This is a genomic window from Flavobacterium algoriphilum (assembly GCF_048158655.1).
GTDB classification, from domain to species: Bacteria; Bacteroidota; Bacteroidia; order Flavobacteriales; family Flavobacteriaceae; genus Flavobacterium; species Flavobacterium algoriphilum.
Window position 1 is genome coordinate 146,060 of the sequence record NZ_JBLNKY010000001.1, and the last position, 26,933, is coordinate 172,992.

The 26,933-nt window shown below is 34.1% G+C and carries 29 protein-coding genes and 3 tRNA genes; 14 read left to right on the forward strand and 18 right to left on the reverse strand.

All coding sequences use genetic code 11. From position 1 onward, the window contains the following. Positions 1–24 precede the first annotated feature (24 nt). The gene (locus tag ACM55G_RS00590) at positions 25–564 is read right to left on the reverse strand and encodes a hypothetical protein (protein WP_416841960.1); all 540 of its coding nucleotides are present in this window, start codon (positions 562–564) and stop codon (positions 25–27) included. 352 nt (positions 565–916) lie between these two features. Further along, complete coding sequence (locus ACM55G_RS00595) at positions 917–1,393, reverse strand: TspO/MBR family protein (protein WP_416841961.1); 477 nt, start codon at positions 1,391–1,393, stop codon at positions 917–919. Positions 1,394–1,497: 104 nt separating this feature from the next. Here ACM55G_RS00595 and ACM55G_RS00600 point away from each other — a divergent pair, with 104 nt between their 5' ends. From ACM55G_RS00600 to ACM55G_RS00630, 7 genes are all read left to right on the forward strand, one after another. Beyond that, positions 1,498–2,580: a diphosphomevalonate decarboxylase gene (locus ACM55G_RS00600; protein WP_416841962.1), complete on the forward strand. Its 1,083-nt coding sequence runs from the start codon at positions 1,498–1,500 to the stop codon at positions 2,578–2,580. A gap of 42 nt (positions 2,581–2,622) precedes the next feature. Continuing rightward, positions 2,623–2,817, forward strand: coding sequence for a hypothetical protein (locus ACM55G_RS00605; protein ID WP_416841963.1), 195 nt, complete (start codon positions 2,623–2,625; stop codon positions 2,815–2,817). 56 nt (positions 2,818–2,873) lie between these two features. Next, the gene (locus tag ACM55G_RS00610; RefSeq protein ID WP_416841964.1) at positions 2,874–3,812 is read left to right on the forward strand and encodes a mevalonate kinase family protein; all 939 of its coding nucleotides are present in this window, start codon (positions 2,874–2,876) and stop codon (positions 3,810–3,812) included. 379 nt (positions 3,813–4,191) lie between these two features. Beyond that, positions 4,192–5,625 (forward strand): sensor histidine kinase, encoded by a 1,434-nt coding sequence (locus ACM55G_RS00615; RefSeq protein ID WP_416841965.1) that lies wholly within the window; start codon positions 4,192–4,194, stop codon positions 5,623–5,625. Positions 5,626–5,903: 278 nt separating this feature from the next. Next, a complete protein-coding gene (locus ACM55G_RS00620; RefSeq protein WP_416841966.1) occupies positions 5,904–6,860 on the forward strand; it encodes a geranylgeranylglycerol-phosphate geranylgeranyltransferase in 957 nt (318 codons plus the stop codon). 297 nt (positions 6,861–7,157) lie between these two features. After that, on the forward strand, positions 7,158–8,066 hold the full coding sequence (locus ACM55G_RS00625) for a pseudouridine synthase (protein ID WP_416841967.1): 909 nt from the start codon (positions 7,158–7,160) through the stop codon (positions 8,064–8,066). Positions 8,067–8,152: 86 nt separating this feature from the next. Continuing rightward, positions 8,153–8,515: a nuclear transport factor 2 family protein gene (locus ACM55G_RS00630; protein ID WP_416841968.1), complete on the forward strand. Its 363-nt coding sequence runs from the start codon at positions 8,153–8,155 to the stop codon at positions 8,513–8,515. A gap of 27 nt (positions 8,516–8,542) precedes the next feature. Here the strand turns inward: ACM55G_RS00630 and ACM55G_RS00635 are convergent, their stop codons facing one another. Both ACM55G_RS00635 and ACM55G_RS00640 read right to left on the reverse strand, forming a co-directional pair. After that, complete coding sequence (locus ACM55G_RS00635; RefSeq protein ID WP_416841969.1) at positions 8,543–8,779, reverse strand: hypothetical protein; 237 nt, start codon at positions 8,777–8,779, stop codon at positions 8,543–8,545. Positions 8,780–9,493: 714 nt separating this feature from the next. Next, positions 9,494–9,575 (reverse strand) — tRNA-Leu (locus ACM55G_RS00640). 106 nt (positions 9,576–9,681) lie between these two features. On the opposite strand from ACM55G_RS00640, the gene ACM55G_RS00645 reads away from it, so the two are divergent. Then, on the forward strand, positions 9,682–11,070 hold the full coding sequence (locus ACM55G_RS00645; protein ID WP_416841970.1) for a dipeptidase: 1,389 nt from the start codon (positions 9,682–9,684) through the stop codon (positions 11,068–11,070). A gap of 383 nt (positions 11,071–11,453) precedes the next feature. Here the strand turns inward: ACM55G_RS00645 and ACM55G_RS00650 are convergent, their stop codons facing one another. Continuing rightward, on the reverse strand, positions 11,454–11,849 hold the full coding sequence (locus ACM55G_RS00650) for a hypothetical protein (RefSeq protein WP_416841972.1): 396 nt from the start codon (positions 11,847–11,849) through the stop codon (positions 11,454–11,456). Positions 11,850–12,255: 406 nt separating this feature from the next. After that, complete coding sequence (locus tag ACM55G_RS00655) at positions 12,256–13,626, reverse strand: saccharopine dehydrogenase family protein (RefSeq protein WP_416841973.1); 1,371 nt, start codon at positions 13,624–13,626, stop codon at positions 12,256–12,258. Positions 13,627–13,835: 209 nt separating this feature from the next. Here ACM55G_RS00655 and ACM55G_RS00660 point away from each other — a divergent pair, with 209 nt between their 5' ends. The 3 genes from ACM55G_RS00660 to ACM55G_RS00670 all read left to right on the forward strand — a co-directional run bounded on the left by ACM55G_RS00660 (position 13,836) and on the right by ACM55G_RS00670 (position 17,156). Next, positions 13,836–14,222, forward strand: coding sequence for a DUF423 domain-containing protein (locus ACM55G_RS00660; protein WP_416841974.1), 387 nt, complete (start codon positions 13,836–13,838; stop codon positions 14,220–14,222). Positions 14,223–14,302: 80 nt separating this feature from the next. Further along, positions 14,303–15,904 (forward strand): phosphoenolpyruvate carboxykinase (ATP), encoded by a 1,602-nt coding sequence (gene pckA / locus ACM55G_RS00665; RefSeq protein WP_416841975.1) that lies wholly within the window; start codon positions 14,303–14,305, stop codon positions 15,902–15,904. Positions 15,905–16,055: 151 nt separating this feature from the next. Further along, positions 16,056–17,156, forward strand: coding sequence for a DUF4407 domain-containing protein (locus ACM55G_RS00670; protein WP_416841976.1), 1,101 nt, complete (start codon positions 16,056–16,058; stop codon positions 17,154–17,156). Positions 17,157–17,259: 103 nt separating this feature from the next. Here ACM55G_RS00670 and ACM55G_RS00675 read toward each other — a convergent pair whose 3' ends face one another. The 7 genes from ACM55G_RS00675 to ruvC all read right to left on the reverse strand — a co-directional run bounded on the left by ACM55G_RS00675 (position 17,260) and on the right by ruvC (position 21,730). Beyond that, complete coding sequence (locus ACM55G_RS00675) at positions 17,260–17,967, reverse strand: PH domain-containing protein (RefSeq protein ID WP_416841977.1); 708 nt, start codon at positions 17,965–17,967, stop codon at positions 17,260–17,262. A 66-nt stretch (positions 17,968–18,033) separates the two neighbouring features. Next, positions 18,034–18,405 carry an MmcQ/YjbR family DNA-binding protein gene (locus ACM55G_RS00680; RefSeq protein ID WP_416841978.1) on the reverse strand — a complete coding sequence of 124 codons (372 nt, stop codon included), beginning with the start codon at positions 18,403–18,405 and terminating at the stop codon, positions 18,034–18,036. Between the two features lie 20 nt (positions 18,406–18,425). Continuing rightward, positions 18,426–18,827 (reverse strand): GNAT family N-acetyltransferase, encoded by a 402-nt coding sequence (locus tag ACM55G_RS00685; RefSeq protein WP_416841979.1) that lies wholly within the window; start codon positions 18,825–18,827, stop codon positions 18,426–18,428. Beyond that, positions 18,824–19,603, reverse strand: a complete 780-nt coding sequence (locus ACM55G_RS00690) for a cyclase family protein (RefSeq protein WP_416841980.1) — start codon at positions 19,601–19,603, stop codon at positions 18,824–18,826. Before ACM55G_RS00690 ends, ACM55G_RS00685 begins: the two co-directional genes overlap by 4 nt. A 174-nt stretch (positions 19,604–19,777) precedes the next feature. Continuing rightward, complete coding sequence (locus ACM55G_RS00695) at positions 19,778–19,936, reverse strand: GIY-YIG nuclease family protein (RefSeq protein WP_416841981.1); 159 nt, start codon at positions 19,934–19,936, stop codon at positions 19,778–19,780. Between the two features lie 23 nt (positions 19,937–19,959). Then, entirely contained in the window at positions 19,960–21,114 is a 1,155-nt protein-coding gene (gene hemW, locus ACM55G_RS00700; RefSeq protein ID WP_416841982.1) for a radical SAM family heme chaperone HemW, read from the reverse strand. A 61-nt stretch (positions 21,115–21,175) separates the two neighbouring features. Then, positions 21,176–21,730: a crossover junction endodeoxyribonuclease RuvC gene (ruvC, locus tag ACM55G_RS00705; RefSeq protein ID WP_416841983.1), complete on the reverse strand. Its 555-nt coding sequence runs from the start codon at positions 21,728–21,730 to the stop codon at positions 21,176–21,178. 23 nt (positions 21,731–21,753) lie between these two features. Here ruvC and ACM55G_RS00710 point away from each other — a divergent pair, with 23 nt between their 5' ends. Continuing rightward, positions 21,754–22,725 (forward strand): hypothetical protein, encoded by a 972-nt coding sequence (locus ACM55G_RS00710; protein ID WP_416841984.1) that lies wholly within the window; start codon positions 21,754–21,756, stop codon positions 22,723–22,725. Positions 22,726–22,735: 10 nt separating this feature from the next. After that, a complete protein-coding gene (locus ACM55G_RS00715; RefSeq protein WP_416841985.1) occupies positions 22,736–23,836 on the forward strand; it encodes a glycosyltransferase family 2 protein in 1,101 nt (366 codons plus the stop codon). Between the two features lie 213 nt (positions 23,837–24,049). On the opposite strand, the gene ACM55G_RS00720 is transcribed toward ACM55G_RS00715, so the two are convergent. Both ACM55G_RS00720 and ACM55G_RS00725 read right to left on the reverse strand, forming a co-directional pair. Next, positions 24,050–24,526 (reverse strand): hypothetical protein, encoded by a 477-nt coding sequence (locus ACM55G_RS00720; RefSeq protein WP_416842764.1) that lies wholly within the window; start codon positions 24,524–24,526, stop codon positions 24,050–24,052. Positions 24,527–24,564: 38 nt separating this feature from the next. After that, positions 24,565–24,948, reverse strand: a complete 384-nt coding sequence (locus ACM55G_RS00725) for a hypothetical protein (RefSeq protein ID WP_416841986.1) — start codon at positions 24,946–24,948, stop codon at positions 24,565–24,567. Positions 24,949–25,004: 56 nt separating this feature from the next. Between ACM55G_RS00725 and ACM55G_RS00730 the strand changes: the two genes are divergently transcribed. Further along, positions 25,005–25,505 carry a DUF456 domain-containing protein gene (locus ACM55G_RS00730; protein ID WP_416841987.1) on the forward strand — a complete coding sequence of 167 codons (501 nt, stop codon included), beginning with the start codon at positions 25,005–25,007 and terminating at the stop codon, positions 25,503–25,505. 60 nt (positions 25,506–25,565) lie between these two features. On the opposite strand, the gene ACM55G_RS00735 is transcribed toward ACM55G_RS00730, so the two are convergent. From ACM55G_RS00735 to ACM55G_RS00745, 3 genes are all read right to left on the reverse strand, one after another. Next, positions 25,566–25,639 (reverse strand) — tRNA-Asp (locus tag ACM55G_RS00735). A gap of 169 nt (positions 25,640–25,808) precedes the next feature. Next, positions 25,809–25,882, reverse strand: a tRNA-Asp gene (locus ACM55G_RS00740). Positions 25,883–25,969: 87 nt separating this feature from the next. Further along, a complete protein-coding gene (locus ACM55G_RS00745; RefSeq protein WP_416841988.1) occupies positions 25,970–26,908 on the reverse strand; it encodes a DUF58 domain-containing protein in 939 nt (312 codons plus the stop codon). Positions 26,909–26,933 lie beyond the last annotated feature (25 nt).

The following is a 26,933-nucleotide window of genomic DNA, read 5'->3' on the forward strand; positions in this document are numbered from 1 at the left end:
TCTCAAATGAGAGCTTTTTAAGTTTTATTTTTTTCCACCAATATGAGTATCTTGCCAATGTCTCAGCTCTTTCCATTTTCCTTCGAAGGCTAATTTTGACTGAAGCGGCCAAGTTTTCGGATCATGAACTACAAACCGTTCTCCAGACTTGTCCAAAATTTCCTGACATCGATTAACGGAAGTTTCTGAAAGTACTTCCCAAGTTGAAATTCCATTTTCATGGAACAGTTCTTCAATTTTTGGACCAATTCCTTCAATGATTTTTAAATCATTTTCTTTTACTTTCTCTCCAAAAACAGAAGACGCTAAATCCGTATCAAAAGGAACATAAGCCCCTATAAGTCCAGAATTAAGTACATGTGGTGCAACGAAGCTGCTGCTTTTAGCTTTTAAAGTTGATAACTCAGCCTTTAGCTTAGTCGATTTGGCTCTGCAATTGTCTAATTCTAACTGCAAGGCGCTTGTATTATCTTTTGCTGAAGAAAGTATTTTTCCAAGCAAATAGCCTAATACTGCACAAATTAAGCCTACTCCAACCGGGATTATTATACTAGATGAATACATAATTATAATTTATTAAGTTAGTTTGTTAGTCTATTTTAACAACAGATCGTGTGTTTTAGTTTGACCTTTTTCGGTTTAACTATCCTAAATAATCATTCACAAAATCAGTACGTTCCTGTCCGAAAAAGCTTTCAGAGAATAAACTACCAGATTAACTGAATCTGCAACAGGAAGGAGATACTTAAAGTAATTTTTTAAAAAGTCGGAAACTATCTTGTGTACTGAAGTCTATTCCATTTCCTTTTGAGGAGAATACATAAGATAAAAAAATAAAACAAACATTCACATTACTCAAAGTTACTAAAAATCAATTACTTATATTGAAAAAACAGCAAAAATAATTTAACCTATTTTATCTATTCAACCACCAAATACTTCCATTTAAAACGGCAGCAAAACTTACCCAAGCCAAATACGGAAGGAATAAATAACCCGCAATTTTATTGATTTTGGCAAATTGAATGTAGGTTTCATATATCATTAACCATAAAATAACAATCTCTAAACCAGCAAGCATAGGGTTATGCAATCCAAAAAATAAATAGGACCACAACGCATTTAATACTAATTGAATAGTAAAAAAAATCAATGCTTTTTTTACCGTTTCTCTTTCAAAATCAATTCGGTTCCAAACCAATCCTGCTGCAACTCCCATCATAATATACAACATGCTCCAAACGGGCGCAAAAACCCAATTGGGTGGATTAAAACTTGGTTTAACCAAAGTAGGATACCATGTTGAAATTGCAGAACGTGTAACCATTCCGGAGAAATAACCAATCGCAAGACAAGTAACAACAATTGCTAATATTCGGGTAATCTTATTCATTTTTATATTTTTCTAATGTGAGCCAAATTTACTTAAATCTTTCTAACCATTAAGCAGATAAACAAATTAACAAAAAAAGTATCTTTGCTTAAATTTTTAATTTCATGATTTCAGTAAACGATTTTATTCCATCAAAATATACGCATTCGGTTGAAGAAGGTAATTTCCAATGGAGCGCGCCCAGTAATATAGCCCTTGTGAAATATTGGGGCAAAAAAGACAATCAAATTCCTGCTAACCCTTCGGTTAGTTTTACATTGAATAATTGTAAAACCATCACCAAATTGGCTTTCGCCAAAAAGCAAAATGATGGTACATTTTCCTTTGATTTACTTTTTGAAGGAAAACCCAAAGAAGATTTCAAACCCAAAATCCAAAAATTCTTAGAAAGAATTGAAGTGTATTTGCCTTTTTTGAAAGACTACCATTTTACAATCGATACGGAGAATACGTTTCCCCACAGTTCAGGAATTGCGTCATCCGCATCTGGAATGGCGGCATTGGCGATGAACTTGATGAGTTTAGAAAAAGTATTGAATCCTAAAATGACTTCAGCGTATTTCTATCAAAAAGCGTCTTTATTAGCGCGTTTAGGTTCCGGTAGCGCTTGTAGAAGCGTAAAAGGAAGTGTTGTCGTTTGGGGAAATCATGCGGATATCTCCGGAAGCTCTGATTTATTTGGTGTTGAATTTCCAAATGTAATTCATGCAAATTTTAAGAATTTCCAAGATACAATTTTGTTGGTTGACAAAGGAGAAAAACAAGTTTCCAGTACGGTTGGACACGATTTGATGTACAACCACCCTTTTGCCGAAAGGCGATTTGCACAAGCACACGAAAATTTAGATAAATTAATTACCATCTTCGAAAGTGGTAATCTGGAAGGATTTATTCAAATTGTGGAAAGTGAAGCCTTGACTTTGCATGCCATGATGATGACCTCAATGCCTTATTTTATATTGATGAAACCAAAGACGCTGGAAATTATTAATGCGATTTGGAAATTTAGAAACGAGACCAAAATTCCCGTTTGCTTTACGCTAGATGCTGGAGCAAATGTTCATGTTTTATATCCTGAAAACGTCGCGGTTACCGTTTTGCAATTTATTAAGGACGAATTAGTTGGCTATTGCCAAAATGGTCAGTACATTTGTGACGAAATTGGAAATGGAGCTTTGTTGAATTAGTTTGTTTTTTGCCTACCTTTAAATTTTAAAGCGCTGAAAAATATGGATATTCAATCAGAGAAATTAGAATTGATAAAATTGTTATTAGAAACTAATGACAAGGACATAATCGAATCTATAAAAAACATTTTCAAATCAGAAAAAAAAAATGTTTGGAAAGAGTTATCTCCTGAAGAACAAGAAGAAATTGACCTTGGAATTCAAGAAGCAAATCGTGGAGATCAAGTCGATTTATAAAATTACCTACTAAAATACCTAATTATCAACCCCAAATTGCTAATTTATAATCTAATATGAAAGGACCTTTATTTTACTCAAAAATATTACTCTTTGGAGAATACGGAATTATTCGTGACTCAAAAGGATTGTCAATTCCTTATAATTTTTATAATGGTGCACTTAAAAGAGAGGAAAACCCATCTGATGAAGCGATAAAATCAAATGGGAATTTAAGACGTTTTGTTACTTATTTGGAAACGTTACAAAACGAGCAACCCAACTTAGTAACTTTTGATTTAGCAAATTTAAAAAATGATGTTGAAACTGGAATGTATTTTGATTCCAGTATTCCTCAGGGTTATGGCGTAGGAAGTAGTGGCGCACTTGTAGCTGCTATTTACGATAAATATGCTCAAAATAAAATTACGGTTCTGGAGAATTTGACTCGTGAAAAATTATTGCAGTTAAAAAATATATTTTCTCAAATGGAGAGTTTTTTCCACGGAAAAAGTTCTGGCTTAGACCCTTTAAACAGCTATTTGAGTATTCCGATTCTAATCAACTCTAAAGACAATATTGAAGCTACTGGAATACCAACACAAAGTTTTGACGGAAAAGGCGCTGTATTCTTATTAGATTCAGGAATTGTTGGTGAAACCGCTCCGATGGTTAATATTTTCATGGAAAACCTAAAAGACAAAGGATTTCGTGCCATGTTGAAAAATCAATTTGTAAAATATACGGATGCCTGTGTGGAAAATTTCCTTGGTGGTGACATGAAATCATTATTCATGAACACTAAGAAATTATCAAAAGTAGTTTTAAACAACTTTAAACCAATGATTCCAGAACAATTTCATGGAATCTGGCAACAAGGAATTGACAGTAATGACTATTACTTGAAATTATGTGGTTCTGGCGGCGGCGGCTATATCTTAGGTTTTACTGAAAATTTAGAAAAAGCCAAAATTTCACTAAAAGATTATAAACTTGAGGTCGTTTATCAATTCTAAAAAACTCTAATTCTTAAACCCATATCCTATAATGCTTAACGCAAGCTTATATAATGAAAATTATTAGTTTGTTCTTGTTGAGCATACATACCATTATTATTTCGAAGCAATTTGGTTTCTTATCTTATATATTGGCTACAATTTTATTATAAAAACAAAAAAATATTTTAACCGTTTTGATACAATAAAATTATTACTTGATCCCAAAACAATAAAATTTATAGTTAAATTATACTTCTTGACGAACTCCTAAAAACCAATGGTTTAAATTTTTCAATATAAAACCAAGATTAAATTAAATAAAATCTTACATTTTAAATAAAAACAACTTATATTTAAACATCTGAGTTTTTACTCTTTTCAATTATAAAAAAACTACATGTCTGAAATTAAAATTCCTGAATATTTTAAACTCCGCAATATTTTTATTCCCCTCATTATAGTAATTTTGTCTTGCTCTTCGTTGATTGTCATCAACTATTTAACTATTAAAATCCTGTCGGCATCCAGAGCGTATGTAAATGGAGAATCGCATTATTCTAAAGGACAAAAAGACGCAACCCGTCACCTTATCACCTACCTTTTTACTAAAGACCCCATTGAATGGAAATTATTTAATGAAGAATTGAGTGTTCCAAAAGGAGATAAGATTGCACGAATTGGCTTGACAAACAATGAATCGATTGAGACCATCAAAAACGGATTTCGAGCCGGTAGAAATAACGAGAAAGATCTTGATGATTTAATTTGGTTATTTAAATATTTTCATTCCGTTCCTTTTTTAGCTAAGGCAATTAATGAGTGGGGAAAAGGCGATTATTTAATTCAACAATTAGAATCAATCGGAAATGAGGCCAATAAAAAAATAAGTACTACCAATTTAAAACCAAACGACGAGCAAAAATTTTTTCAACAGTTAAATATCATTACCGATAAATTAACAAAAAACGAACAAAATTTCTCCGAAGCACTAGGCGAAGGAACCCGTTTGATTAAAAGCTACCTTCTTTTAACCAATATATTTTTTACTTTGATAATCATTGGGAGCGTTAGTGTTTACTACTCCGTAATGATTAACAGACTCAGACGCTCCAAAGACGAAACAGATGATAAAAACAGAAATTTAATCCTTGTTAATAAAGAACTTGACAAATTTGTTTATAGCGCTTCACATGATTTACGCTCTCCTATCTTGTCCCTAAAAGGATTAATAGAAATCGTAAAACTAGAGGAGGATTTAGAGCAAATTAAGTATTATTTAGACCTGATGCATGAGAGCCTGGATAAACAAGATGAATTTATCAAAGAAATAATAGATTATTCCAGAAATAAAAGAAAAAAAATAGCCATTGCTCCCGTTAGTCTAAATAAAATAATAGATGAAATTATTGCTCAACATCTATTTATTAAAGGTACAAATGAAATACACTTCAAAAAAGAATTATCCGTGGACGAATTGTTTAGTGATGGCTTGAGATTAAAAATTATTTTGAATAATTTAGTATCTAATGCTATCAAGTATTCTGACGAAAAGAAAGAAAAAAGATATATTTCAATTAAAACATACACCTTAGAAGACTTTTACAAAATAGAAATTGAAGATAATGGTATCGGAATTAATAAAGAATACCAACTCAAAATTTTTGAAATGTTTTTTGTCACTAATAATAACAATAAAGGTTCCGGATTAGGCCTTTACTTAGTAAAAGAAGCAATTGAAAATCTTAATGGATCCATAACAGTCGATTCGGAAATGAATATTGGGAGTACATTTATAGTTACTATACCGAAAGAATATGAAGCCCAATTATAAAACTTATTAATTGATTACCATTCAATTGATCAAATTGTAAACAATAGCCGAACCCTTATTTTGAATCCGATGAAATCAGAATTCCTATACATTGCAATTCAGAAATACTTTTACTATATAGTAATTTTTCAGCATTTTTATCTATGAACAATTCACATGCATGTTTTTTTGTAAAAAAATCAAGTTAATTTTAAAAACAAAATCTTAAATTTGAAAACAAATAAGCAAGTTTACTATAAATATACCCGAATAAAACTTGACAAAAACTACTACTAAAAATGTTAAGCAGACAACACAAGCTTCTTTTAATGAAAATTGCAAGTTTGTTCTCTGTAGTCAGAGGGTATAACATTCCAATAATTATTTTGGCGCAATATCTTTCGGCAATATTTATCCTTGCCCCCGAAAAAAGAGCGCTGGATATTCTACTCGATTTCAATTTATTTATACTTGTTTTTGCTTCTTCACTTGCGATTGCTTCGGGTTATATCATCAATAGTTTTTATGATAGGCAAAAAGATTTAATCAACCGACCTAATAAATCCATGCTCGACCGATTAGTAAGTCAAAAAACAAAATTAAGTGTCTATTTTGCGCTGAATTTCATAGTCGCCTTAATGGCTTTTTTCGTTTCCTGGCGCGTATTTTTATTCTTTTCAGCGTATATATTTTCCATCTGGTTTTATTCCCATAAAATAAAAAAATACCCAATAATAGGAAACCTAACAGCCTCTCTTTTGGCTGTTCTCCCTTTTTTTGCAATACTATTGTATTTTTATATTCAGATTCCATTTGAAGAAATTGAAAATTATAAAAGACAGCTTGCCGTAATATTTGCGCATGCCGCCTTTTTGTTCCTACTGATTCTTATTCGGGAAATGATTAAAGATTTAGAAAACCTAAAGGGTGATTTAGCCAATGATTACAAAACGATTCCGATTGTTTATGGTGAAGAAATATCAAAAAAAACGATTACTATTTTGACAATTCTGGCTGTAATTCCAGTCTATTTTTTAATCGAAATTTACGATGTAGGTTACATGGATATTTATTTTTATTCCTGCCTTATTATTTTGATTTTTTTCTTGGTTTACTTATGGAAATCAAACACCAAACCTCAATTTCTATTACTCCATAATCTTCTAAAATTCCTTATTGTTGCTGGAGTATTTTGTATTGTGCTAATCAATCCTAGTGTTTTATGGCACGGAAAAAAATTGTTGATGATGGTTTAGATTATTCTTTGGTCAGAATTATAAAAAAGGGTTAAACAATTTCCTCAAAAAACTCCAAATCTATCCATTCAGGTTAGCCCCGATAGCAGTGGAAATCCTTTCTAGTCCTGAACTTGTTTCAAGATCCTGAAACAAGTTCAGGACTAGAAAGATTGAAACGATAGCGGGAAATAGCTCCAAAAAACCACTCCAATGGCATTAATTGACTTATTAACTAGACAGTTAGCGTTTTTATAATTGGCTATTATTGATTGTCAATTATATAAATAGTATCTTTGCACAAATTATTGGAATATTATGAATAACAAGGAAGGCAATAATAAGAAAAGTGGTCCAAGAGCGAATAGCTCAAGACCAAGTTCAAATAAGCCAAAACCTGCCATGCAGAAGCGCGCCCAAGGGCCGAAAAAAATTAAAGTAGTTACTAAAGTTGCCGATATCGCTACTGATAAAGTAGAGAAAAAACCAAATCAAGCACCAAAGAGACCGAAAGTTAAAGATGAAATTCGTTTGAATAAATACATTGCTAATTCAGGTGCGTGCTCGCGTCGTGATGCAGATATTTATATTCAATCCGGGACGGTAAAGGTGAACGGAATCCCTGTAACCGAAATGGGATACATGGTAAAACCTGGAGATGTTGTGAATTTTGACGGTTCGACTTTGACACCAGAGAAAAAAGTGTACATCTTACTAAATAAACCAAAAAACTTTACGACGGCTATGGACGAAGGTCAGGAGTATCGTAATGTACTGGAATTAGTAAAAGGTTCTACAACTGCAAAAATTGGCGCTGTTGGAAGAATGGACAAGAATACAACTGGTTTGTTATTGTTCACGAATGATACGGATATGATTCGTAAATTTACGTTGCCAAGTCAAAAATCATCTAAAATATACCAAGTTTCATTAGATAAAAACTTGAAATATGAAGATTTAGAAAAAATAAACAAAGGTTTGACTCTTGACGGACACCGTGTTTTTGTAGAAGATGTAAGTTACATTGATGGTGAGGCGAAAAGTGAAATTGGGTTGCAATTAAGATCGTCTAACGTAAAAGTGGTTCGTTCTATTTTTGAACATTTTAGTTATGATGTTTTGCGTATTGACAGAGTTTCTTTTGCTGGTTTGACCAAAAAGAATTTGCCAAGAGGAAACTGGAGATTACTTACCGAACAAGAAATTATCAACTTGAAGAACGTTTAATATTTCTTTGAAATTATAAAAATAAAATCCCTTTTGCATAAAGTGAAATGGGATTTTTTTAATTAAAAATTCAATCCGAAAATACTATGACACCCGAAAAATTACAATCAATCGCTTTTAAATGGTTTGAAACTTTTAATAATAAAGAGTTAGAAAAACTATTGTCTTTGTATGATGAAGACGCCGTGCATTTTAATCCAAAATTAAAAATACACAAACCTGACACTAATGGTTTTGTTACGGGTAAAGAAGCTTTGCGTGAATGGTGGCAAGATGCTTTTGACCGTTTACCAAGTTTGAACTATAAAGTTAAATCGCTTACTGCAAACGGCGATCGTATTTTCATGGAATATATTAGAACCGTGAACGGAGAAGAAGATATGCTTATTGCTGAAGTATTAGACATAAAGGAAAATAAAATAATTGCTTCCCGAGTGTATCACGGATAATAGTCAACATTGAATAAAACACAAATCTCAATAGCTTTTGGCTAAATGGGATTTTATTTTTTCTAACCTATTGTATTTAAATACAAAAAGCATCTCGAATGAGAATAAAACTAGAATTATGAAACCGTGATTAATTGTTGTTTTATCCCAACCCAAAAGCGGAATCATTGCCAATTTATAATTACCATTATCAATAATAGTTGCCTGATGTCCTTTTACTTTAGCAATCGTCGTTTTAATTTCGATATCTAAAGAATTGGCCAATAGAAAAGCAAGATGTCATTATATTGGACGATTTTCGACTACAAGCACTAGATTATACAGGCTTGATAACCTAATGCTGTACCTAAATAATTTGTACCTATACGTACTTCCAGTTATTAAAATGTTTTCATTTTTTTCTATAAATTTACATTCTGCCAGACACAGTATTGTTTCGATCCAGATTACGGGTTTGATCAAAATTAATACTTTCAATATTTGATTTGTTTTATAACATGGTTATGCCACCATTTTTTGAAGGTAGCTGGTGATGCTACCGTGATTATTTATTTTTTCAAACTGATGATGGTATAGTTTAGGATACTTCATATAAAAAACAAGCCAAGTGCATTCATAAAAATAAACTTTAGCCGAATATAAAAAATTTAACAATCCTTATTATTGCTGAAGTCTTTAAGGATTAGAAATAATTAAATAAAATATGATAATAATATATTGGTGAATTGTGGACTAAAAAAATATTACGGTGATTAATCCGTTGAAAATGGTAATCACGAATTAATAATCTAAACGATTTAAAACAATTGGAGCTATTACAAATAATTTTCATTCGCATTAATAAAAAAATGAATGCAAAATAAAAACTAGTTACATAAGGTAATCAATCAAAAATAAAATGGTTCGGGGAAAATACGGGGGAAGGATAAAACAAAAAACCCTTTAAACGTTGTTACAACGAATAAAGGGTTTTTAAAGTGCGGATAATAGGACTCGAACCTACACGCCTTGCGGCACCAGATCCTAAGTCTGGCATGTCTACCAATTTCACCATATCCGCGCAATTGTGGGTGCAAAGATAAACATAACTTCCAATTTTCAAAGTAAAATTCACAAAAAATATTCATACTCTTTTTTGTACTTTTGAAATATAAACAAAATCAATAATGGAAAATATAAAATCATACGTTCAACAGCACAAAGATCGTTTCATAAACGAATTAATTGAATTATTGAAAATCCCATCCGTAAGTGCTGACACTGCTTATTCTCAAGATGTTATCGACACCGCTGAGGCAGTAAAAGTAAGTTTAGAAAAAGCAGGTTGTGATTTTGTTGAAATTTGTGACACACCAGGGTATCCAATTGTTTACGGTGAAAAAATTATTGATAAATCGTTGCCTACGGTTCTAGTTTATGGCCATTATGATGTGCAACCGCCAGATCCATTGGAATTATGGACTTCTCCCCCATTTGAACCCGTTATCAAAAAAACCGAAATTCATCCCGAAGGCGCCATTTTTGCCCGAGGATCTTGTGACGATAAAGGCCAAATGTTCATGCACGTAAAAGCATTGGAATACATGGTTCAGTCCAACACTTTGCCTTGCAACGTGAAATTTATGATTGAAGGCGAAGAAGAAGTGGGTTCCAAAAGTTTGAGTTGGTTTGTGGAACGCAATCAGGAAAAACTAAAAAACGATGTCATTTTAATTTCGGATACGGGAATGATTTCAAATCAGCAACCTTCCATCACAACTGGATTGCGTGGATTAAGTTATGTAGAAGTTGAAGTTACAGGACCTAATCGTGATTTGCATTCTGGATTATACGGGGGTGCGGTTGCGAATCCAATTAATATTTTGGCAAAAATGATTGCTTCCCTGCATGACGATGACAATCACATTACAATTCCGGGCTTTTATGATAAAGTTCAGGAATTATCGCTCGATGAACGAGCTGAAATGGGCAAAGCGCCTTTCAACTTAGAAGAGTATAAAAAAGCACTCGACTTAAAGGATGTTTATGGTGAAAAAGGCTATGTAACCAATGAAAGAAATTCGATTCGCCCTACACTGGACGTCAACGGAATCTGGGGCGGTTACACCGGAGAAGGTGCTAAAACGGTTATTGCGGGTAAGGCTTTCGCTAAAATCTCGATGCGATTAGTGCCTAACCAAGATTGGGAGAAAATCACCGAACTGTTCACCAAACATTTCATCAGCATTGCTCCAGCTGGCGTTACCGTAAAAGTAAAACCGCATCATGGCGGACAAGGGTATGTGACACCAATAGACAGCATAGGCTACAAAGCCGCAAATATGGCGTATACCGAGACTTTTGGAATTCCTGCAATTCCGGTGCGTTCCGGAGGAAGTATTCCTATAGTAGCCTTATTTGAAAAAGAATTGAAAAGCAAAACCATCCTGATGGGATTTGGTCTGGACAGCGATGCCATTCACTCGCCAAACGAGCATTTTGGGATATTCAATTATTTAAAAGGAATTGAAACCATTCCATTGTTTTATAAATATTTTGTGGAGTTGAGCAAGTAGTATTTTGCCACAAAGAAAATTCATCTAAATCCGTTCCGAAATGAGCGGATTTTTTTTGGCCATTACCTTCGGTCGGGCTTTCCATTACAATTTTTTTATTTTTAAAGAAAAAATAAAAAGGATTTTCATTGCAATCCCTAAAGCACAGTTCTGACTGCGAAAATGCTTTACAAAGTCTCTTGACTCATATCTTTCAAAAACTTTAAATATGGCATTTTCAACGGCTAGTTTTAGGTTTTTAGCGCCTGAACTTTCTGCTATTATTTTTCGGATTTGCCGAATCATCCCAAATACAAAACCAACTTTCCATCAAGCCTACTGTCCAAATCCGTTATAGTAGCTGTTAGCAGGCGTTGCTTTCACCGTTAAATTACTGTGATAAATTAAGATTTATGACACAAACTAACTATAGCGACAACTAAGGATAAAATTGAGACTCCAATTGGTAACCACCAAAACTTAATTGCTAATTCCTTTGATTTATTAATCTTCAAATCTCGATCAACAACTTTAATTAAATAATCATTCCATCCATTATATTTTTCAAACACTTCATAACCTTTTCGTTCTAGCTGTATTCCAAAATCATTTCCTGCTCCAGTTTTTAGGTTTCTTATTAAGTTTAATTCTTCTAAATAGTCAATGAATCTTTTTTCAGTTCTAATGACAGCTCTTTTAAGTGTAGTTTCTCCCATTGATATCGGATTATTAAATAATTTGGTCAAAACTTTTCCACATTCATTTCTAAATTCGACTTCAAAGGATTTAATAGTTTCCATAATTGTTAATATTGGGATAGTTTGATTTTAATGATGTTATTTTTGTGAGGCAATGTCTGCTAACTTGCATATAGGCGAAACAAAACTTCTCATATAAACCCAAATCCGGGTAGATTAGCGAAGGTTCGTTTCGTTTTATCTTTCTCCAAATATAATTAAATTTTCTTACAATTACCGGGACAACTTCGAACCAACCGGATGCTTTGCGTGAGGGATGGCAGCGAAAATCCTTTATGTTTATTCTTTAAAAACATAAAGATTGTAGCGTACAGCCCGACCCGAAGTTTTTACGGAGGGTCACGCCCAAAGAATACGTATTCAATAAATGAATTGTATGAAAAATTCGCAATTCTAGACGTTTATCAAGAGAAGCGGATTCAAATTAAAAAATATAAAAAAGAAACTACTAATTAAAATTTTTATCAGGATTGTATCCCAAGTAAGGCATTGTCTGTTCTTTAAAAACAACACCGTATTCTTCCAGCTCTTTCAAAATAGGCAAATACACTTCTTTACGAATAGGAAGCTGTACACCAGGAGTGGTGATTTTACCATTCAGTATTAATAAGGTTGCCATAGCAACAGGTAAACCAACGGTTTTTGCCATAGCAGTATAGGTCTGATCTTCGCCAATGCAAACCATTTTTGAATCTATTTGCTCTTTCTTGCCATGTAGCTCGTACCCAAATTTATGGTACATGACAATCATATCTTTATCATTCGGCTGAAGTGTCCAGCTATCACTTAATATTTTCTCCAGAATTTGCGCCGGAGTGGCTTTTTTCAAACCTACTTTTTTATTGCGATTGAATAAATCCAGTTCCAAAAGTTTGTCCCACATAATATCATCCTGGTCGATTTTAAGAATCAATCGCATTTTGCTTTCTACAGAATCCGTTGGATGATACGGCAAAAAAGAATTCACAAATTCTCGGTAACTCATGTTTTCTGAATCTTCCATACTATAACTGTCATCCGTCATACCCAATTGCACAAACATGTTCCATGCTTTTGAAAATCCTACTTTACGAATGGTGCCTCTGTAGAAAGTAAGGACATCATCGAGTCCATAAACACTGCGATATTTCAGTGAATCTCTATTGGAATAGGCTTCAAATCGACCGTATCCTTCTACTTCCAGAAATTCAGTTCTTCGAAATAAATTACAATACGGAATGTATTTATAGGTTCCTTCCTGAACAAACTTGGCTGCACCTCCTTGCCCAGCCAGGACCACATTCCGTGGTGCCCAGGTAAATTTATAATTCCAAAGATTAGTGTCAGACTCCGGTGCTACCAGTCCGCCGCAGAAAGATTCAAACAAAAGCATATTGCCTCCTTTATCCTTAATTTGATCAATAACTTTCATGGCGCTCATGTGATCTATCCCAGGATCCAGACCAATTTCATTCATGAAAACCAAGTTGTTTTCTTTTGCCAAAGCATCCAATTCCTGCATGGCATCACTAATATAAGAGGCCGTAACTAAGTGTTTTTTATAAACAATACAATCTCTTGCCACTTCAATATGTAAATGCGCGGGTAACATGGAGATAACAATACTGGCTTTTTGAATGGCTTCTTTTCTTTGATTTTTATCAAAAATATCTAAAGCTATTGGCGTTGCATTAGGGTGATTATTGGTTATCTTTTCAGCCAAATCCAATGATAAATCTCCAATAATCAGATGAAGTTGCTCTTTTTCTGATTTATTTAAAAGGTATTGTATCAACGATGATGCTGATCTTCCTACTCCAATGATTAAAATTACCCTCATAATTACATAAATATAACACAAATATACAATATTGTTGTATTTATAACAAATGATGTTTTACTAAAACATTCCGCTATTTTCACAAAGAAGCCCTAAGATCGCTAAGACATCCCGTTTATAAAAAAATAGAGCCTGAAAAAAGATTCTTGAGAATTTCTTTTACAATGAGTTGATAACAGATACTTTTGCATAGCAAATAAATTAAAAAAATGGACAAGAAAATAATTTCAACAGGAGCGATATTTGGGATGATAGCGATTATTTTAGGAGCTTTTGGCGCACATGCCCTAAAAAAAGTACTGTCTCTGGAACAACTTTCCACTTTTGAAACTGGAGTACGGTATCAAATGTACCATGCTGTTTTTTTATTATTTATTGGACTACAAAATGATCTGTCCCAAAAAGCAAAAAAAACGATCTATTTTTTAGTTCTTTTTGGGGTACTATTATTTTCAGGATCGATTTATTTATTGGCAACAAATAATCTCACCTCTTTTGATTTTAAGGCCATCGGATTTGTGACACCCATCGGCGGACTCCTATTAATACTAGCCTGGGGAGTTTTACTACTGAATATTATTAATAAAAAATCATAAAATTAAGAGAATCAAATCCTATCTGAAATATAATTTCTACTTTTGCAGTCTATAAAACAAACATACACAACATCAAATTTATGGACAACAACATCCTTTTCTCGCAATCGATTTCGTTAAAAGACTTAGGAATTGAAAATGCAAAAGTTAATTACCAATTATCGCCTGACGAATTACATGAAATCACAATAAAATCTGGCCAAGGAGTAGAGAGCTCAACGGGAGCATTAGCAATTAATACAGGCGAATATACCGGACGCTCACCCTTAGATCGTTTTATAGTAAAAGACAGTATAACTGAAAACCAAGTTTGGTGGGGGAAAGTAAATATACCTTTCGAATCGGATGCATTTGAAGCTTTATATAAAAAAGTTACGGCTTATTTATCCAATAAGGAAGTTTTCGTAAGAGACTCCTATGTATGTGCAGATCCAAATTACAGATTAAATGTCAGAGTTATCACGGAAACGGCTTGGGCAAACTTATTTTGCTACAATATGTTTTTGAGACCCGAACTGGAAGAATTAGCAAATTTTTCTCCAGAATGGACCTTACTTTGTGTACCAAGTTTCCTAGCAGATCCTGCAGTTGATGGAACACGTCAAAGCAATTTTGCCATATTAGACTTTACCAGAAAATTAGTGCTAGTAGGTGGAACAGGGTATACAGGTGAAATGAAAAAAGGAATTTTCTCTGCTTTGAATTTCATCATGCCTGTTTTCAAAAATACGTTACCCATGCATTGCAGCGCTAATGTTGGGGATGAAGGAGATACCGCTATCTTCTTTGGTTTATCAGGAACCGGCAAAACAACTTTATCAGCTGATCCAAAAAGAAAACTTATTGGAGATGATGAACATGGCTGGACGAATGAAAACACTGTTTTCAATTTTGAAGGAGGCTGTTATGCCAAAGTAATAAACCTTTCTGAAGAAAATGAACCCGATATTTTTAGAGCCATTAAAAAAGGAGCGATTTTAGAAAATGTAGTTTTCAAAGAGGGAACTAATGAAGTAGATTTTCAAGATGTTTCCATTACACCAAATACCCGAGTTAGTTATCCTATTTACCATATTGATAATATACAGCCTGGTTCTATTGGGAAAAATCCGAAAAATATCTTTTTCTTAACGGCAGATTCTTTTGGTATTTTACCTCCAATTTCTAAATTGACACCTGGTCAGGCGGCGTATCACTTTATTTCTGGATATACCGCAAAAGTTGCCGGAACTGAAGCAGGTGTAACGGAACCTCAACCTAATTTTTCTGCTTGTTTTGGCGCGCCTTTTATGCCATTGCACCCAACAAAATATGCTGAAATGTTAAGCAAAAAAATGAAAGATACCAATGTAAAAGTTTGGCTGATCAATACAGGTTGGACAGGCGGGCCTTATGGAACAGGGAGCCGAATGAAACTGAAATACACACGAGCCATGATTACTGCTGCTTTAAACGGAGAATTAGATACAGTAGCGTATGAGAATCACTCTGTATTTGGAATTGCAAAACCACAATCATGTCCGAATGTTCCTAATGCGATATTGAATCCAAGAAATACGTGGGAAGATCCGGAACTATACGATAAAAAAGCGGTTGAATTAGCACAGAAATTCACAGCTAACTTCGCCAAATTTGAAGAATTTGCTAATGCCGAAATTATGGCAGGAGCTCCTTTAGCATAAGTTATTATTAATTCAAAAACCAAAAAGTCGTTCTTTATGAACGGCTTTTTTTATGCATAAAAAATGCTAAACAAAAACAAACCAACTATTTATATCATTATTTGAAATTTGGCGTTAAATTTGTAATCATCAATCAATCAAAAAATAAATCATGTTAAAACAATTTTTTATCCTCTGTTCAGGGGCTGATAAAAACCTTCTTGAAGGTTGCTCCGAAGGCGAACAAACCAAATATGTTGGTATTGGTGCCACCGTTTTCTTCACTGCCGTCATGGCTTTTATTGCCAGTGCGTATGCACTTTTTACTGTTTTTGATAATGTGTATCCCGCTTTACTCTTTGGATTAGTTTGGAGTTTACTTATTTTCAATTTGGATCGTTTTATTGTTTCTACCATTCGAAAAAGAGACCAATTTGGAAGTGAATTTCTACAAGCAACACCCCGAATTATTTTGGCGGTAATTATTGCGATAGTCATTTCGAAACCATTGGAAATTAAAATCTTCGAAAAAGAAATTAACACCGTTTTATTGAAAGAGAAAAACGCCATGGCCTTAAACAACAAAAAGGAAGTGGCTAATTATTTCAAATCGGATTTAGACAAAAACAAAGCTGATATAGCCAGTTTAAAATTAGAAATCACCAAGAAAGAAAAAGAGGTCAATACACTCTACGAGACCTATATTACGGAGGCTGAAGGAACCGCCGGGACCAAAAAATTAGGCAAAGGCCCCGTTTTTAAAGAAAAAATAGCCAAACATGATTTGGTTAAGAAAGAACTGGATACTTTACAAAAAACCAACTTAGCCAAAATTGCTGAAATGGAGCTGAAATCCAAAACACTGCAAGCAGATTTAGACAAGAAAGTAACCGAAACCCAACCCATAATTGATGGATTTGACGGTTTAATGGCTCGTATTAATGCGCTGGATAAATTACCTTGGTTGCCGTCCTTTTTTATCATGTTGTTATTTCTGGCAATCGAAACATCTCCTATTATTGCCAAATTATTATCTCCAAAAGGAGAATATGATTTTAAACTGGAAGATTTAGAAACAGCTCTAAAAGCTACTTTGGACCAAGATAAATACCAACGAAGTTTACTGGTAGAAACCAGTGCTTCCATGCACGACAAAGTTTATGAAGATATTGCCAAGGATAAAAATCTATACGACTTACAACGCAAGAAAGCGACTGAATTACTAGAATTACAAGCCCATAATTTTGTAGAAAAGCAAAAAAGAACTTTATAGACTTTCTACTCCTCAAAGTTTTCAAAAACCTTGTAGAAAAAACAAACCCGACAAGCTTTAAACAGGTCGGGTTTTCTATTTTTTTAAAGATTTTGAATTTAAACTACATATAACTCAAAATTTCTTTTTTGAAAGTATCATATTCTCCTTGTAAAATCAATCCGTTATCCAGTAATTTTTTATAATTCTGTAATTTTTCAAAAAGTTCGTCTTGCGACAATCCACTTAATCCATTTTCTTTTGGAGTTTCAGCCGGAGTACTAAATTGCTCGTTTTGCATAATATAAACCGGCGGCGTAACGGGCATTATTTCGGCAAAAGTTGTAACCTCTTCCGTTTCCACTTCTTCGATAATTTCCACTTCTTCAATTGGAACCACAACTTCATCCATTAATGGTGCATTTAAAACAGTGCCCCCTTTCAAAATATCCAATTGCTCTTTGGCATAAGTGAATATTTTGCGAGCTTGAATTTTTGGGATGTAATCAATCGAAACCTCCATATTGGTTCTTGTCGTAAAAGAAAACTCTGAACCCAGAATATTTTCTTTTACAAAAGTTCCTTCTATCTCGTCCCAAGTGTAATCAATAAAATTCATGGAAAGTCCCAGGTTTTTTGGCTGGCAAATGATGATTCTTTTATTGGTCATCACAATACTATCTGGTAAAACGGTAATAGCTGGTTTTTTTTGAACAGCGATATAACCGATTTCTTCATTCTTCATCAATAAATCACTCAATTTTGAAGCGATTTTTTCTATGGCTTTAGGATCCTGTTCTTCGTTTAAAAACTTCTTAAATTGTTCTTTCATTTTTATGCTGAATTTATTCAGTATGTATTTATATTTTTATTCTAATTTTCCTCGCAAAAGTAATGCCTAATTTTCTAATTCTTGAATTTCGCTTTGCATTTTCTTTGTTAAACTTTTGAAAACCAATTCGTAGGAATGATCTATTAGTTCTTTGAAAAAGGCATCTTGTACATCTCTATTTACAGCAATCGTGTTCCAATGCTTTTTATTCATGTGAAATCCCGGTTGAATCGCATCGTAGTCAGCGCGTAATTCCTGAACACGCTCTGGATCACATTTCAAATTTACTGCTGGCTGTCCTTTTTCCCATTGGTTTAAAGACGACAAAGCAAATATTTTACCTCCTACTTTAAAGACTAAAGTATCTTCATCAAAAGGAAAATGTTCGGTTACTGCTTTTTTAGAAAGACAATATTCGTAATACGTTTCTAAGTTCATTTTTTGAAATTATTTCTAATTCAGATTATTTTCTTTTCCATCATTTTTTCTGGATTTTCCAATGCTGTAAAACCAAATTTCTTATATAAAAAATGAGCGTCTAATGTCGCTAATCGCCAAATTTTAACCTCTTTTAGTTTAGGTTCTGTAATCATACTGTTTATTAGAATCGAAGAATACCCTTTCCCTCGATGTTCTTCAGTAATAAAAACATCCATGAGATAAGCAAAAACGACATAGTCCGTAATAACACGTGCAAAACCAATTTGTTTGTCATTTAAATAAATCCCGAAACAAAACGAATGATCAATTGTAATTTGGACTTCATCTATTGTTCGTCCTGCAGCCCAATAAATATCTTTCAGAAAATGCTGAATAAACGGTACATCTAGTTTATTTTTATCGGTTGAAACGATTATCATATTTTATAAAGTATCGGTTTACTTGGACTCGCATCATTTTCGAAAGAAGCAATTTGCAAATTCAACAAATAACTCCCGTCTTTTACTTCATTTGGCACAAAAATCATCTCGGTAATCGTACAGTCCAATCGTGCATCTGCATTCAAATTATTGACATTTGTCACATTCCAAAACGCTTTATGCGCCAATAATTTCCCCTCGTCATGTTCTTTATCTACACTGGGCAAATCAATCAATAAATGCTTAATCCCACTTTCGCGAATGAAACGCGCAGCAGCTGCAGCCAGATAAGGCGGATTCGTATTCGAATATTTCAACTGTTTTTTTGATTCTAAATTGGGAATTGTTCGAATGATAATCGCTTCTCTTGGAACACCTAACTTCAATGTCACATCGAGCGCAGTCGTGATGCTATCCAAAGTAATCACCAAATCTTCCCCATGCATTTCCGGTTGAACCGAAATCAATTCCGTCAAGAAGAAAAACTGTTTCAACGACTGATTAATACTGTAAAATTCCCGTGTAATATGTCCCAGGCATTCAGTGTGGGTTCCATGCCCGTGCGGATTGAAAAAAATGTTATTGAAATTGGTTGATGACTTTCCTTCCGATACTTTCCCTATCCATTCCCCAAAAACAACGGGTTCAATGACTGGTTTCTCGATATACCAAGCAATTGGATTTTCATCGGTATTCGTTAACGGAATCGAAATATCAATAGGTTTTGATAGATCGACCTCAAAGGTCTGGTTGTTATGTTGGATTATTGCTAACATTTATGCTGAATTTATTTCAGCATCTCTTTGGAGATACTTTATAAGTTCAAATATAAATCTTTTAATTCAGGATTTGAAAGTTTTGCGACACTGCATTTCCAGTCTTTATGCCAATTTTTAAGTTATTTTCTCTGTTAAAAGCATCACTCAAATCATCAAACTCTTCAAAACAGATTAAAATTGTAGCATTATATTTTTTGAAAAAACTACACCTGTCCCATTTCTATGACAGTCAACTCTATTTTTAAGATTTTTGGTTGCTCCAACATATAAAACAGCAGCATTTTTATTAGTTAAAATATATGTAAATCCTTTTTTCCATACAAAAATCAATTAAAAATCAACAGATCCTGAAATTAGTTCAGGATAAATAAATCCGATGCAATTCCATCCGTCAAAAACTTTCCTTTTGGTGTTGGTTTTAGAATCTTATTTTCGATGAAAAGTAAACCATCATCAAGAAATTTCTGAGTCTGCTTATTAAGATACTCCAAATATACATTCCCAAACTCGCTTTCGATTCTATCCAAAGAAACCCCCCAAATTGTTCGCAAACCCGTCATAATATATTCATTATAACGATCAGCTGTCGAAAGAGTTTCTGTTTCATTCGGTACTTTATTTTCTTGAATAGATTTTAAATAAATCGAATTATTCGAAACATTCCAACTTCGGGAGATCCCGTTATAACTGTGCGCCGAAGGTCCAATTCCAATGTATTTTTTCCCTAACCAATACGCCGAATTATTTTTTGAAAAGAAATTAGCCTTCCCAAAATTCGATAACTCATAATGAATAAAATCATTCGCTTCGAGCGTTTCGACCAAAATAGCAAAATGCTCTTGGGCAACTTCATCTTTAGGAGCAGCAATTTTTCCGGTTTGGATTAATTTATTCAATGCCGTTTTTGGTTCCACTGTCAACGCGTAACTCGAAATATGCGGAATCCCAAATGACAACGCTGTTTCAATGTTTTCTTTCCATTTCTGGTTGCTCATTCCCGGAATTCCGTAAATCAAATCGACGGAAATATTATCGAAATACTGGGTAGCTTCTGCTAAACATTTCTGAGCCTCTGCCGAATTATGAGCTCGGTTCATCAGCTGTAAATCATCTTCAAAAAACGACTGAATCCCGATACTTAGGCGATTGATTCGGCTTTTGGATAATTCCACAATTCGTTCACTTGACAAATCATCCGGATTGGCTTCAAGCGTGATTTCAGGATTTTCTGAAACTTTATAATTCTTATACACTTCGGCAATCAGAAAATTAATTTCTTCGGAGGTTAAAACTGAAGGTGTTCCTCCGCCGAAATAAATCGTTTCGACAGTTTGCTTCGCCTGTTCGCTTTCGCTTGGGTCATTTTCAAACTCACTTTTACGCAATTTAATTTCTTTGGCAATAGCCAAGACCATTTCTTCTTTCTTCTTCATCGAAGTCGAAAAATGGAAGTCGCAATAGTGACACGCCTGTTTGCAAAAAGGGATATGGATGTAGATTCCGCTCATTAATTTAGTGTTCAGTCCAGTCGCAGTTTCCAGTTACTGAGACTGAAACTGCGACTGAAAACTATTTTTTAACCCTTTCTTCGTTTTGTTTTACAAAAGCATCCCAGCCGGTATAACTTTTCTCGCCAACCACTTTTCCGGAATTGAAAAAATGACAAACCGCTGCAGCTAATCCATCGGTGCTATCGAGGTTTTTAGGCAATTCCTTCATTCCTAAAAGTTGCTGGAGCATTTTGGCAACTTGCTCTTTGCTGGCATTTCCGTTTCCGGTAATAGCCATTTTAATTTTCTTGGGTTCGTATTCAGTAATGGGAATATCTCTTGAAAGTCCTGCTGCCATTGCCACGCCTTGTGCGCGTCCCAACTTCAACATCGACTGCACGTTTTTACCAAAGAAAGGCGCTTCAATCGCAATTTCATCTGGATTATGCGTATCAATTAATTCAATCGTCCGTTCGAAAATAATTTTCAGTTTCTGGTAATGGTTATCGTATTTGGACAATTGCAATTCGTTCAATTGCAAAAATTCCATTTTTTTATTGATGATTTTTATCAATCCAAAACCCATAATCGTAGTCCCTGGGTCGATTCCCAATATGATGCGCTCGTTTGCCAATTTAAATTTGTTATTTTGCAGTAATGATTTCAATTCCACACAAAACTAAGCAATTCCTCGTACTTCTAATCAAACTTTTGATTGTGGGCGGTGCGTTTTATTTTATTTACAATCAATTGGCGAACAATGACAAACTGGATTGGCAAAAATTCATCGTTTTATTCCAGAAAAATCAGTCGGTTGGTGGAATCGTCTTTATTCTATTATTGAGTGTTTTGAATCGGTTTTTTGAAATTTTGAAATGGCAGAATTTGGTCGAATTTATCCATAAAACATCTTTACGTGAAGCCACAAAACAAGTTCTTGGCGCTTTGACTGCAGGACTGTTTACACCAAATGGCGTGGGCGAATATGCCGGAAAAGCATTGTTTTTTGAAAAAAAAGACACAAAAAACGTCCTTTTTTTAAACCTGATTTGCAACGGAATCCAAATGATTTTGACCGTTATTTTTGGAATTTTAGGCTTATTGTATTTCAATGCACAATTCAATGTGATTACCTCAAAAACCGTTGGACTACTTTTTGGATTATTAATACTGGTATTTCTTGTTTCTTTTCTCTTGAAAAAATTCACTATTAAAGGCTATTCCATCGAAAGACTGATTCATAAGATTAACGAAATCCCAAAACCCATTCATCAAAAAAACATCTTTTTAGCGATTTGTCGTTTCTTGGTATTTTCCCACCAATATTACTTTTTATTTCTGGCTTTTGATGTTCATCTGTCTTATTTAATAGTGATTGCCACAATCACAAGTGTTTATTTTTTAGCCTCCTCCTTGCCTACTTTCCAATTTTTAGACTTTGCCGTAAAAGGAAGCGTCGCGGTGTATTTCTTTGGTATTCTTGGTGTAAACGAATGGATCGTGATTTTTGTGACTACGCTCATGTGGTTCCTAAATGTAGTTTTACCGGTGGTAATTGGTAGTTATTATGTATTTAATTTTAAAATCCTCTCCCCAACCCTCTTCGAAGGAGAGGGAGATAAAACTTAATAAAATAATTATGATTGCAATTGTTTTATTTTGGGCAGTTTTTATTTACACAGTTTTTATTGCACTTTTGATTTATGGTTTCACCAAAGTAAATACAATTGATTACATTGGTTTAAAGCCAAAAACAAAATTTTCGATAATAATTCCTTTTCGGAATGAAGCGAAAAATCTGCCCGTTTTATTAGATAGTCTATCGAAGTTGAATTATCCGATGGAATTATTTAACGTGATTTTGGTCGATGACGAATCTGAAGAAAGATTTCAAATTTCAAACTTCAAGTTTCAGGTCTCCATTATAAAGAATATTCGGGTTTCAAATTCGCCCAAAAAAGATGCGATTGTAACCGCAATGCAAATCGTAAATACGAATTGGATTATCACCATTGATGCGGATTGCACAGTCAATAAAAAATGGCTATTGACATTGGATAATTACATTCAGCTACATGACGTTGCTATGATTGCCGGGGCTGTAACGTATAATTGCAATGATTCGTTTCTGCATCATTTCCAACAATTGGATTTTGCCAGTTTACAAGGAGCCACAATAGGAAGTTTTGGAATTAAAAAAGGATTTATGTGTAATGGCGCTAATTTTGCCTACACGAAATCCATCTTCCAGGAACTAAATGGCTTTAATGGAAATGATGGAATTGCAAGTGGCGATGATGTTTTTCTGTTGCAAAAAGCGATCGCTCAATTTCCTGAAAAAGTCCATTATTTGAAATCTGAAAATAACATTGTCATCACAAAACCATTGAACGATTGGAAATCGCTATTCTATCAAAGAGTACGTTGGGCTTCGAAAACAGGTTCGTATCAAAGTAATTTCGGAAAAGGATTGGGATTATTGGTTTTCGAGGGAAATTTGTGTTTGGTTTTGAGTATTAGCTTTTGGGTATTTGGTGTAGTTTCGTTTCCAAATATATTTTTGTTATTCGTATTAAAATTTACTGTTGATGCTATTTTGATTTACAAGGCCAATCATTTTTTGAATAAAAGTAAAATCCGCTATTTAATATTTAGCAGTTTGTTGTATCCGTTTTTTAGCACGGCTGTGGCTTTGTATTCTTTGTTTGGTAAATATGAATGGAAAGGGAGAAGATTTTAGATTGCAAATTTTTGATTAACGATTTTTGATTAACGATTTTTGATTTTAGATGCACAGTACAGGCCAATATGCTTGGATTATGCAGTTTTCAGATTATTATTATCTATTAAAAATTTTTGAAATCAAAAAATATTACCCGACCCTGAAATTCAAATTGGTAAATCAATCCGAAATCAAAGATCGTTAATCTTCATTCAAAAATCTTTTTAAGAACTACTCTACTTTTAGAATAACTGGTAGAATAAATTGTGTTTTTACAGGAATTCCGCGTTTGATGGCTGGATTCACTTTTGGAAAATCGACTAAACGCGTTTTGAGGATACTGTCAATTTTGATTCTGTCGTAAGCCACGGAATCTTTTGGAAATTGTGGCTCAAATCGCATCGTGGCGTTAGGAAAAATGGTGACTTTTACTTCAATCGTGTCCAATTCCGGATAAAGAACCGAAAGAGTGTCAATGCTCAATTTTTCCTGAATCAATTGCGTTAAAACTTCAAAAAAACATTGCTGGCGTTGCGTTTTATTCTCAATTTTCTCACAACTTACAACCGATGGAAACTCATCGACTTCTTTCCAGTTAATCGATTTCAGTTCCTTTTGCAACAATTCCTTTTCCGAAGGCACTTGCTTTTCAAAATATTGGCAGGAATTAAAAAGTATAATTACAAAAAAAAGGTAATAGTGCTTCAAGGTTTTGTTTTTCAATTGAATATTTTATAAAAATACAATTATTTTTTTTGAGTTGCTTTAGAAAGCAAATAATCTTCGTACGATTCTGCAAACCATTTCTTTTTGTTTGCGGCAGCAATTTCTTTTTGGTCTGGATATAATGCCGCCAAGCGATCTGAAAAAATAGCAATCTGAATGGTGTATTTATAGAATTCTTCTTTTGTTAATACTAAATTGGGATTGGCTTTTTTATCGAAAAATTCAAAAAAAAGTGCATCAAACTGTTTCAAAGAAAAATTTGATACTTTTACTTTATTGGCTTTGTATAACGTTTCTTTCAAAAGGGCATCACCAGTATTCACCGTTTTATCTTGGGCTTGCAAGGATTCTGGAGAAACCATGAAAAATAGCCCAATTGAAAATACTAAAATTATTTTTCTCATATTCGTTTAGAAATAGACATTGCCTCTTTATTTTTCAAAATTACTAAAATAATGCTATGGATACATTACTTTTAATTCTTGGTTTTTCATGTATGATTACAGGCGTTTTCGGGAGCTTTTTACCCGTTTTACCTGGACCAAGTATCAGTTGGGCTGGTTTACTGCTACTCTATTTCACGAATGCTGTTCCGGCTAATTATTGGATTCTTGGAATTGCTTTATTGATTACTGTCGTTATTTCTGTTTTGGATTATGTCATTCCTTCCAGAGGAACCAAAAAATTCGGCGGCAGTACGTATGGTATTTGGGGAACGAATATTGGTTTGATTATCGGAATTATTGCTCCTATTCCTTTTGGTTTTCTTTTAGGGCCTTTTGTTGGCGCATTCCTTGGAGAACTTATTTTCGATTCTAAAGACCACAAACGAGCTTTAAAAGCAGCCGCAGGATCATTTATCGGCTTACTGGCTTCCAGTTTTATGAAATTTGTGGTTTGCGTGATGTATTTGGGATTGTTTCTTACGATTGTCTGGCAGTATAAATCAGCGCTGTTTTAATTTACAAACTTCCTGAAATCAAAAAAGCCTTTCAGTTACGAAAGGCTTTCTTAAATCTAGCGGTCTGGACGGGACTCGAACCCGCGACCCCATGCGTGACAGGCATGTATTCTAACCAACTGAACTACCAAACCTGCTTTCTTTTTAATCAAAAAAGCTATCCACAAAGTGGAAAGCTTTTCATTGGTCTAACTACTAAACCCGCTACGAGTTACAAATTCGCAGCAAACAACACAACTAGCTTTAGATACCTTATTGGGACAAAAAAGCCTTTCAGTTATGAAAGGCTTTCCCCAATATTAGCGGTCTGGACGGGACTCGAACCCGCGACCCCATGCGTGACAGGCATGTATTCTAACCAACTGAACTACCAAACCTGCTGCTTTATTGCGGTGGCAAAGATACAATAGATTTCCGTTTACACAAGCGTTTTTTGAAAAAATATTTGATAAAAATTCACCGTATCACCCAAAGTTTTGTTTTTCAACTAAGTATGTCATTAAAATTTTTTCAAAACTTTCACTTACACCTACCGGAATGTACTTTATTCGGTTTTGCGCGCAGGTTAGCGCTAGCTTCTTAAAGTAACTTTCTACCTGTTTTTCATATTCTTCTTTTACATTATCTGCAAAAACTGCTACTTCCTCACCCGATTCGACATCAATAAACTTCTTGGGTGCGTTGTCAAAGTCAAAATTCAACTCCGTTTTGTTATCCACAACATGAAATAAAACCACTTTATGCTTGTTGTGCTTCAAATGTTGCAGTGCATTAAACAACGCTTCTTCTCCCGACACGTCAGAACCGGACTGAAACATATCCGTAAATAAGATAATCATCGACCGACGGTGGATTTTTTCCGCTATTTGATGTAGAAATGTTACCGTGTCCGTGCTTTTTTTGATTGTAGGTTTTATCAGCAGCCCCTCAAGTGCATTCAAAATCATCCTGTGATGCCGATCACTGCCTCTTTCAGGCGCGTAGTACTCATATTTATCTGAAAAAACACTTAGTCCAACAGCATCGCGTTGCTTCTTTAAAAGATTCATTAAAACGGCCGAAGCCAAAACTGAGAAACCAATTTTGTTTTCATAGAATTGCTGAGTGTCATTTAATTTAGGATAATGCATCGAGGAGGAATTATCGATGATGATGTGGCACCGTAAATTAGTCTCTTCCTCAAATCGTTTCGTGTACAAACGATCTGTTTTGGCAAACAGTTTCCAATCGATGTGTTTGGTGCTTTCGCCTACGTTATAGACTTTATGCTCGGCAAATTCAGCCGAAAATCCATGAAACGGACTTTTATGCATTCCCGAAATAAAACCCTCCACAACCTGATTGGCCAGCAATTCAAGATGCTGAAAACTGGAAATTTTCTCTATTTGCGATTCGATCTTCATATCTCAAATGTAGTAAAAGATGGAA

Coding starts and splice junctions, on each gene's coding strand:
- ACM55G_RS00615 (WP_416841965.1), top strand. CDS start 4,192: ATGTCTGAAATTAAAATTCCTGAATATTTTAAACTCCGCAATATTTTT.
- ACM55G_RS00745 (WP_416841988.1), bottom strand. CDS start 26,908: ATGAAGATCGAATCGCAAATAGAGAAAATTTCCAGTTTTCAGCATCTT.
- ACM55G_RS00730 (WP_416841987.1), top strand. CDS start 25,005: ATGGATACATTACTTTTAATTCTTGGTTTTTCATGTATGATTACAGGC.
- ACM55G_RS00600 (WP_416841962.1), top strand. CDS start 1,498: ATGATTTCAGTAAACGATTTTATTCCATCAAAATATACGCATTCGGTT.
- ACM55G_RS00590 (WP_416841960.1), bottom strand. CDS start 564: ATGTATTCATCTAGTATAATAATCCCGGTTGGAGTAGGCTTAATTTGT.
- pckA (WP_416841975.1), top strand. CDS start 14,303: ATGGACAACAACATCCTTTTCTCGCAATCGATTTCGTTAAAAGACTTA.
- ACM55G_RS00645 (WP_416841970.1), top strand. CDS start 9,682: ATGGAAAATATAAAATCATACGTTCAACAGCACAAAGATCGTTTCATA.
- ACM55G_RS00685 (WP_416841979.1), bottom strand. CDS start 18,827: ATGATAATCGTTTCAACCGATAAAAATAAACTAGATGTACCGTTTATT.
- ACM55G_RS00680 (WP_416841978.1), bottom strand. CDS start 18,405: ATGAACTTAGAAACGTATTACGAATATTGTCTTTCTAAAAAAGCAGTA.
- ACM55G_RS00715 (WP_416841985.1), top strand. CDS start 22,736: ATGATTGCAATTGTTTTATTTTGGGCAGTTTTTATTTACACAGTTTTT.
- ACM55G_RS00725 (WP_416841986.1), bottom strand. CDS start 24,948: ATGAGAAAAATAATTTTAGTATTTTCAATTGGGCTATTTTTCATGGTT.
- ACM55G_RS00610 (WP_416841964.1), top strand. CDS start 2,874: ATGAAAGGACCTTTATTTTACTCAAAAATATTACTCTTTGGAGAATAC.
- ACM55G_RS00655 (WP_416841973.1), bottom strand. CDS start 13,626: ATGAGGGTAATTTTAATCATTGGAGTAGGAAGATCAGCATCATCGTTG.
- ACM55G_RS00660 (WP_416841974.1), top strand. CDS start 13,836: ATGGACAAGAAAATAATTTCAACAGGAGCGATATTTGGGATGATAGCG.
- hemW (WP_416841982.1), bottom strand. CDS start 21,114: ATGAGCGGAATCTACATCCATATCCCTTTTTGCAAACAGGCGTGTCAC.
- ACM55G_RS00630 (WP_416841968.1), top strand. CDS start 8,153: ATGACACCCGAAAAATTACAATCAATCGCTTTTAAATGGTTTGAAACT.
- ACM55G_RS00595 (WP_416841961.1), bottom strand. CDS start 1,393: ATGAATAAGATTACCCGAATATTAGCAATTGTTGTTACTTGTCTTGCG.
- ACM55G_RS00605 (WP_416841963.1), top strand. CDS start 2,623: ATGGATATTCAATCAGAGAAATTAGAATTGATAAAATTGTTATTAGAA.
- ACM55G_RS00690 (WP_416841980.1), bottom strand. CDS start 19,603: ATGTTAGCAATAATCCAACATAACAACCAGACCTTTGAGGTCGATCTA.
- ACM55G_RS00650 (WP_416841972.1), bottom strand. CDS start 11,849: ATGGAAACTATTAAATCCTTTGAAGTCGAATTTAGAAATGAATGTGGA.
- ACM55G_RS00710 (WP_416841984.1), top strand. CDS start 21,754: ATGATTTCAATTCCACACAAAACTAAGCAATTCCTCGTACTTCTAATC.
- ACM55G_RS00675 (WP_416841977.1), bottom strand. CDS start 17,967: ATGAAAGAACAATTTAAGAAGTTTTTAAACGAAGAACAGGATCCTAAA.
- ACM55G_RS00625 (WP_416841967.1), top strand. CDS start 7,158: ATGAATAACAAGGAAGGCAATAATAAGAAAAGTGGTCCAAGAGCGAAT.
- ACM55G_RS00670 (WP_416841976.1), top strand. CDS start 16,056: ATGTTAAAACAATTTTTTATCCTCTGTTCAGGGGCTGATAAAAACCTT.
- ACM55G_RS00620 (WP_416841966.1), top strand. CDS start 5,904: ATGTTAAGCAGACAACACAAGCTTCTTTTAATGAAAATTGCAAGTTTG.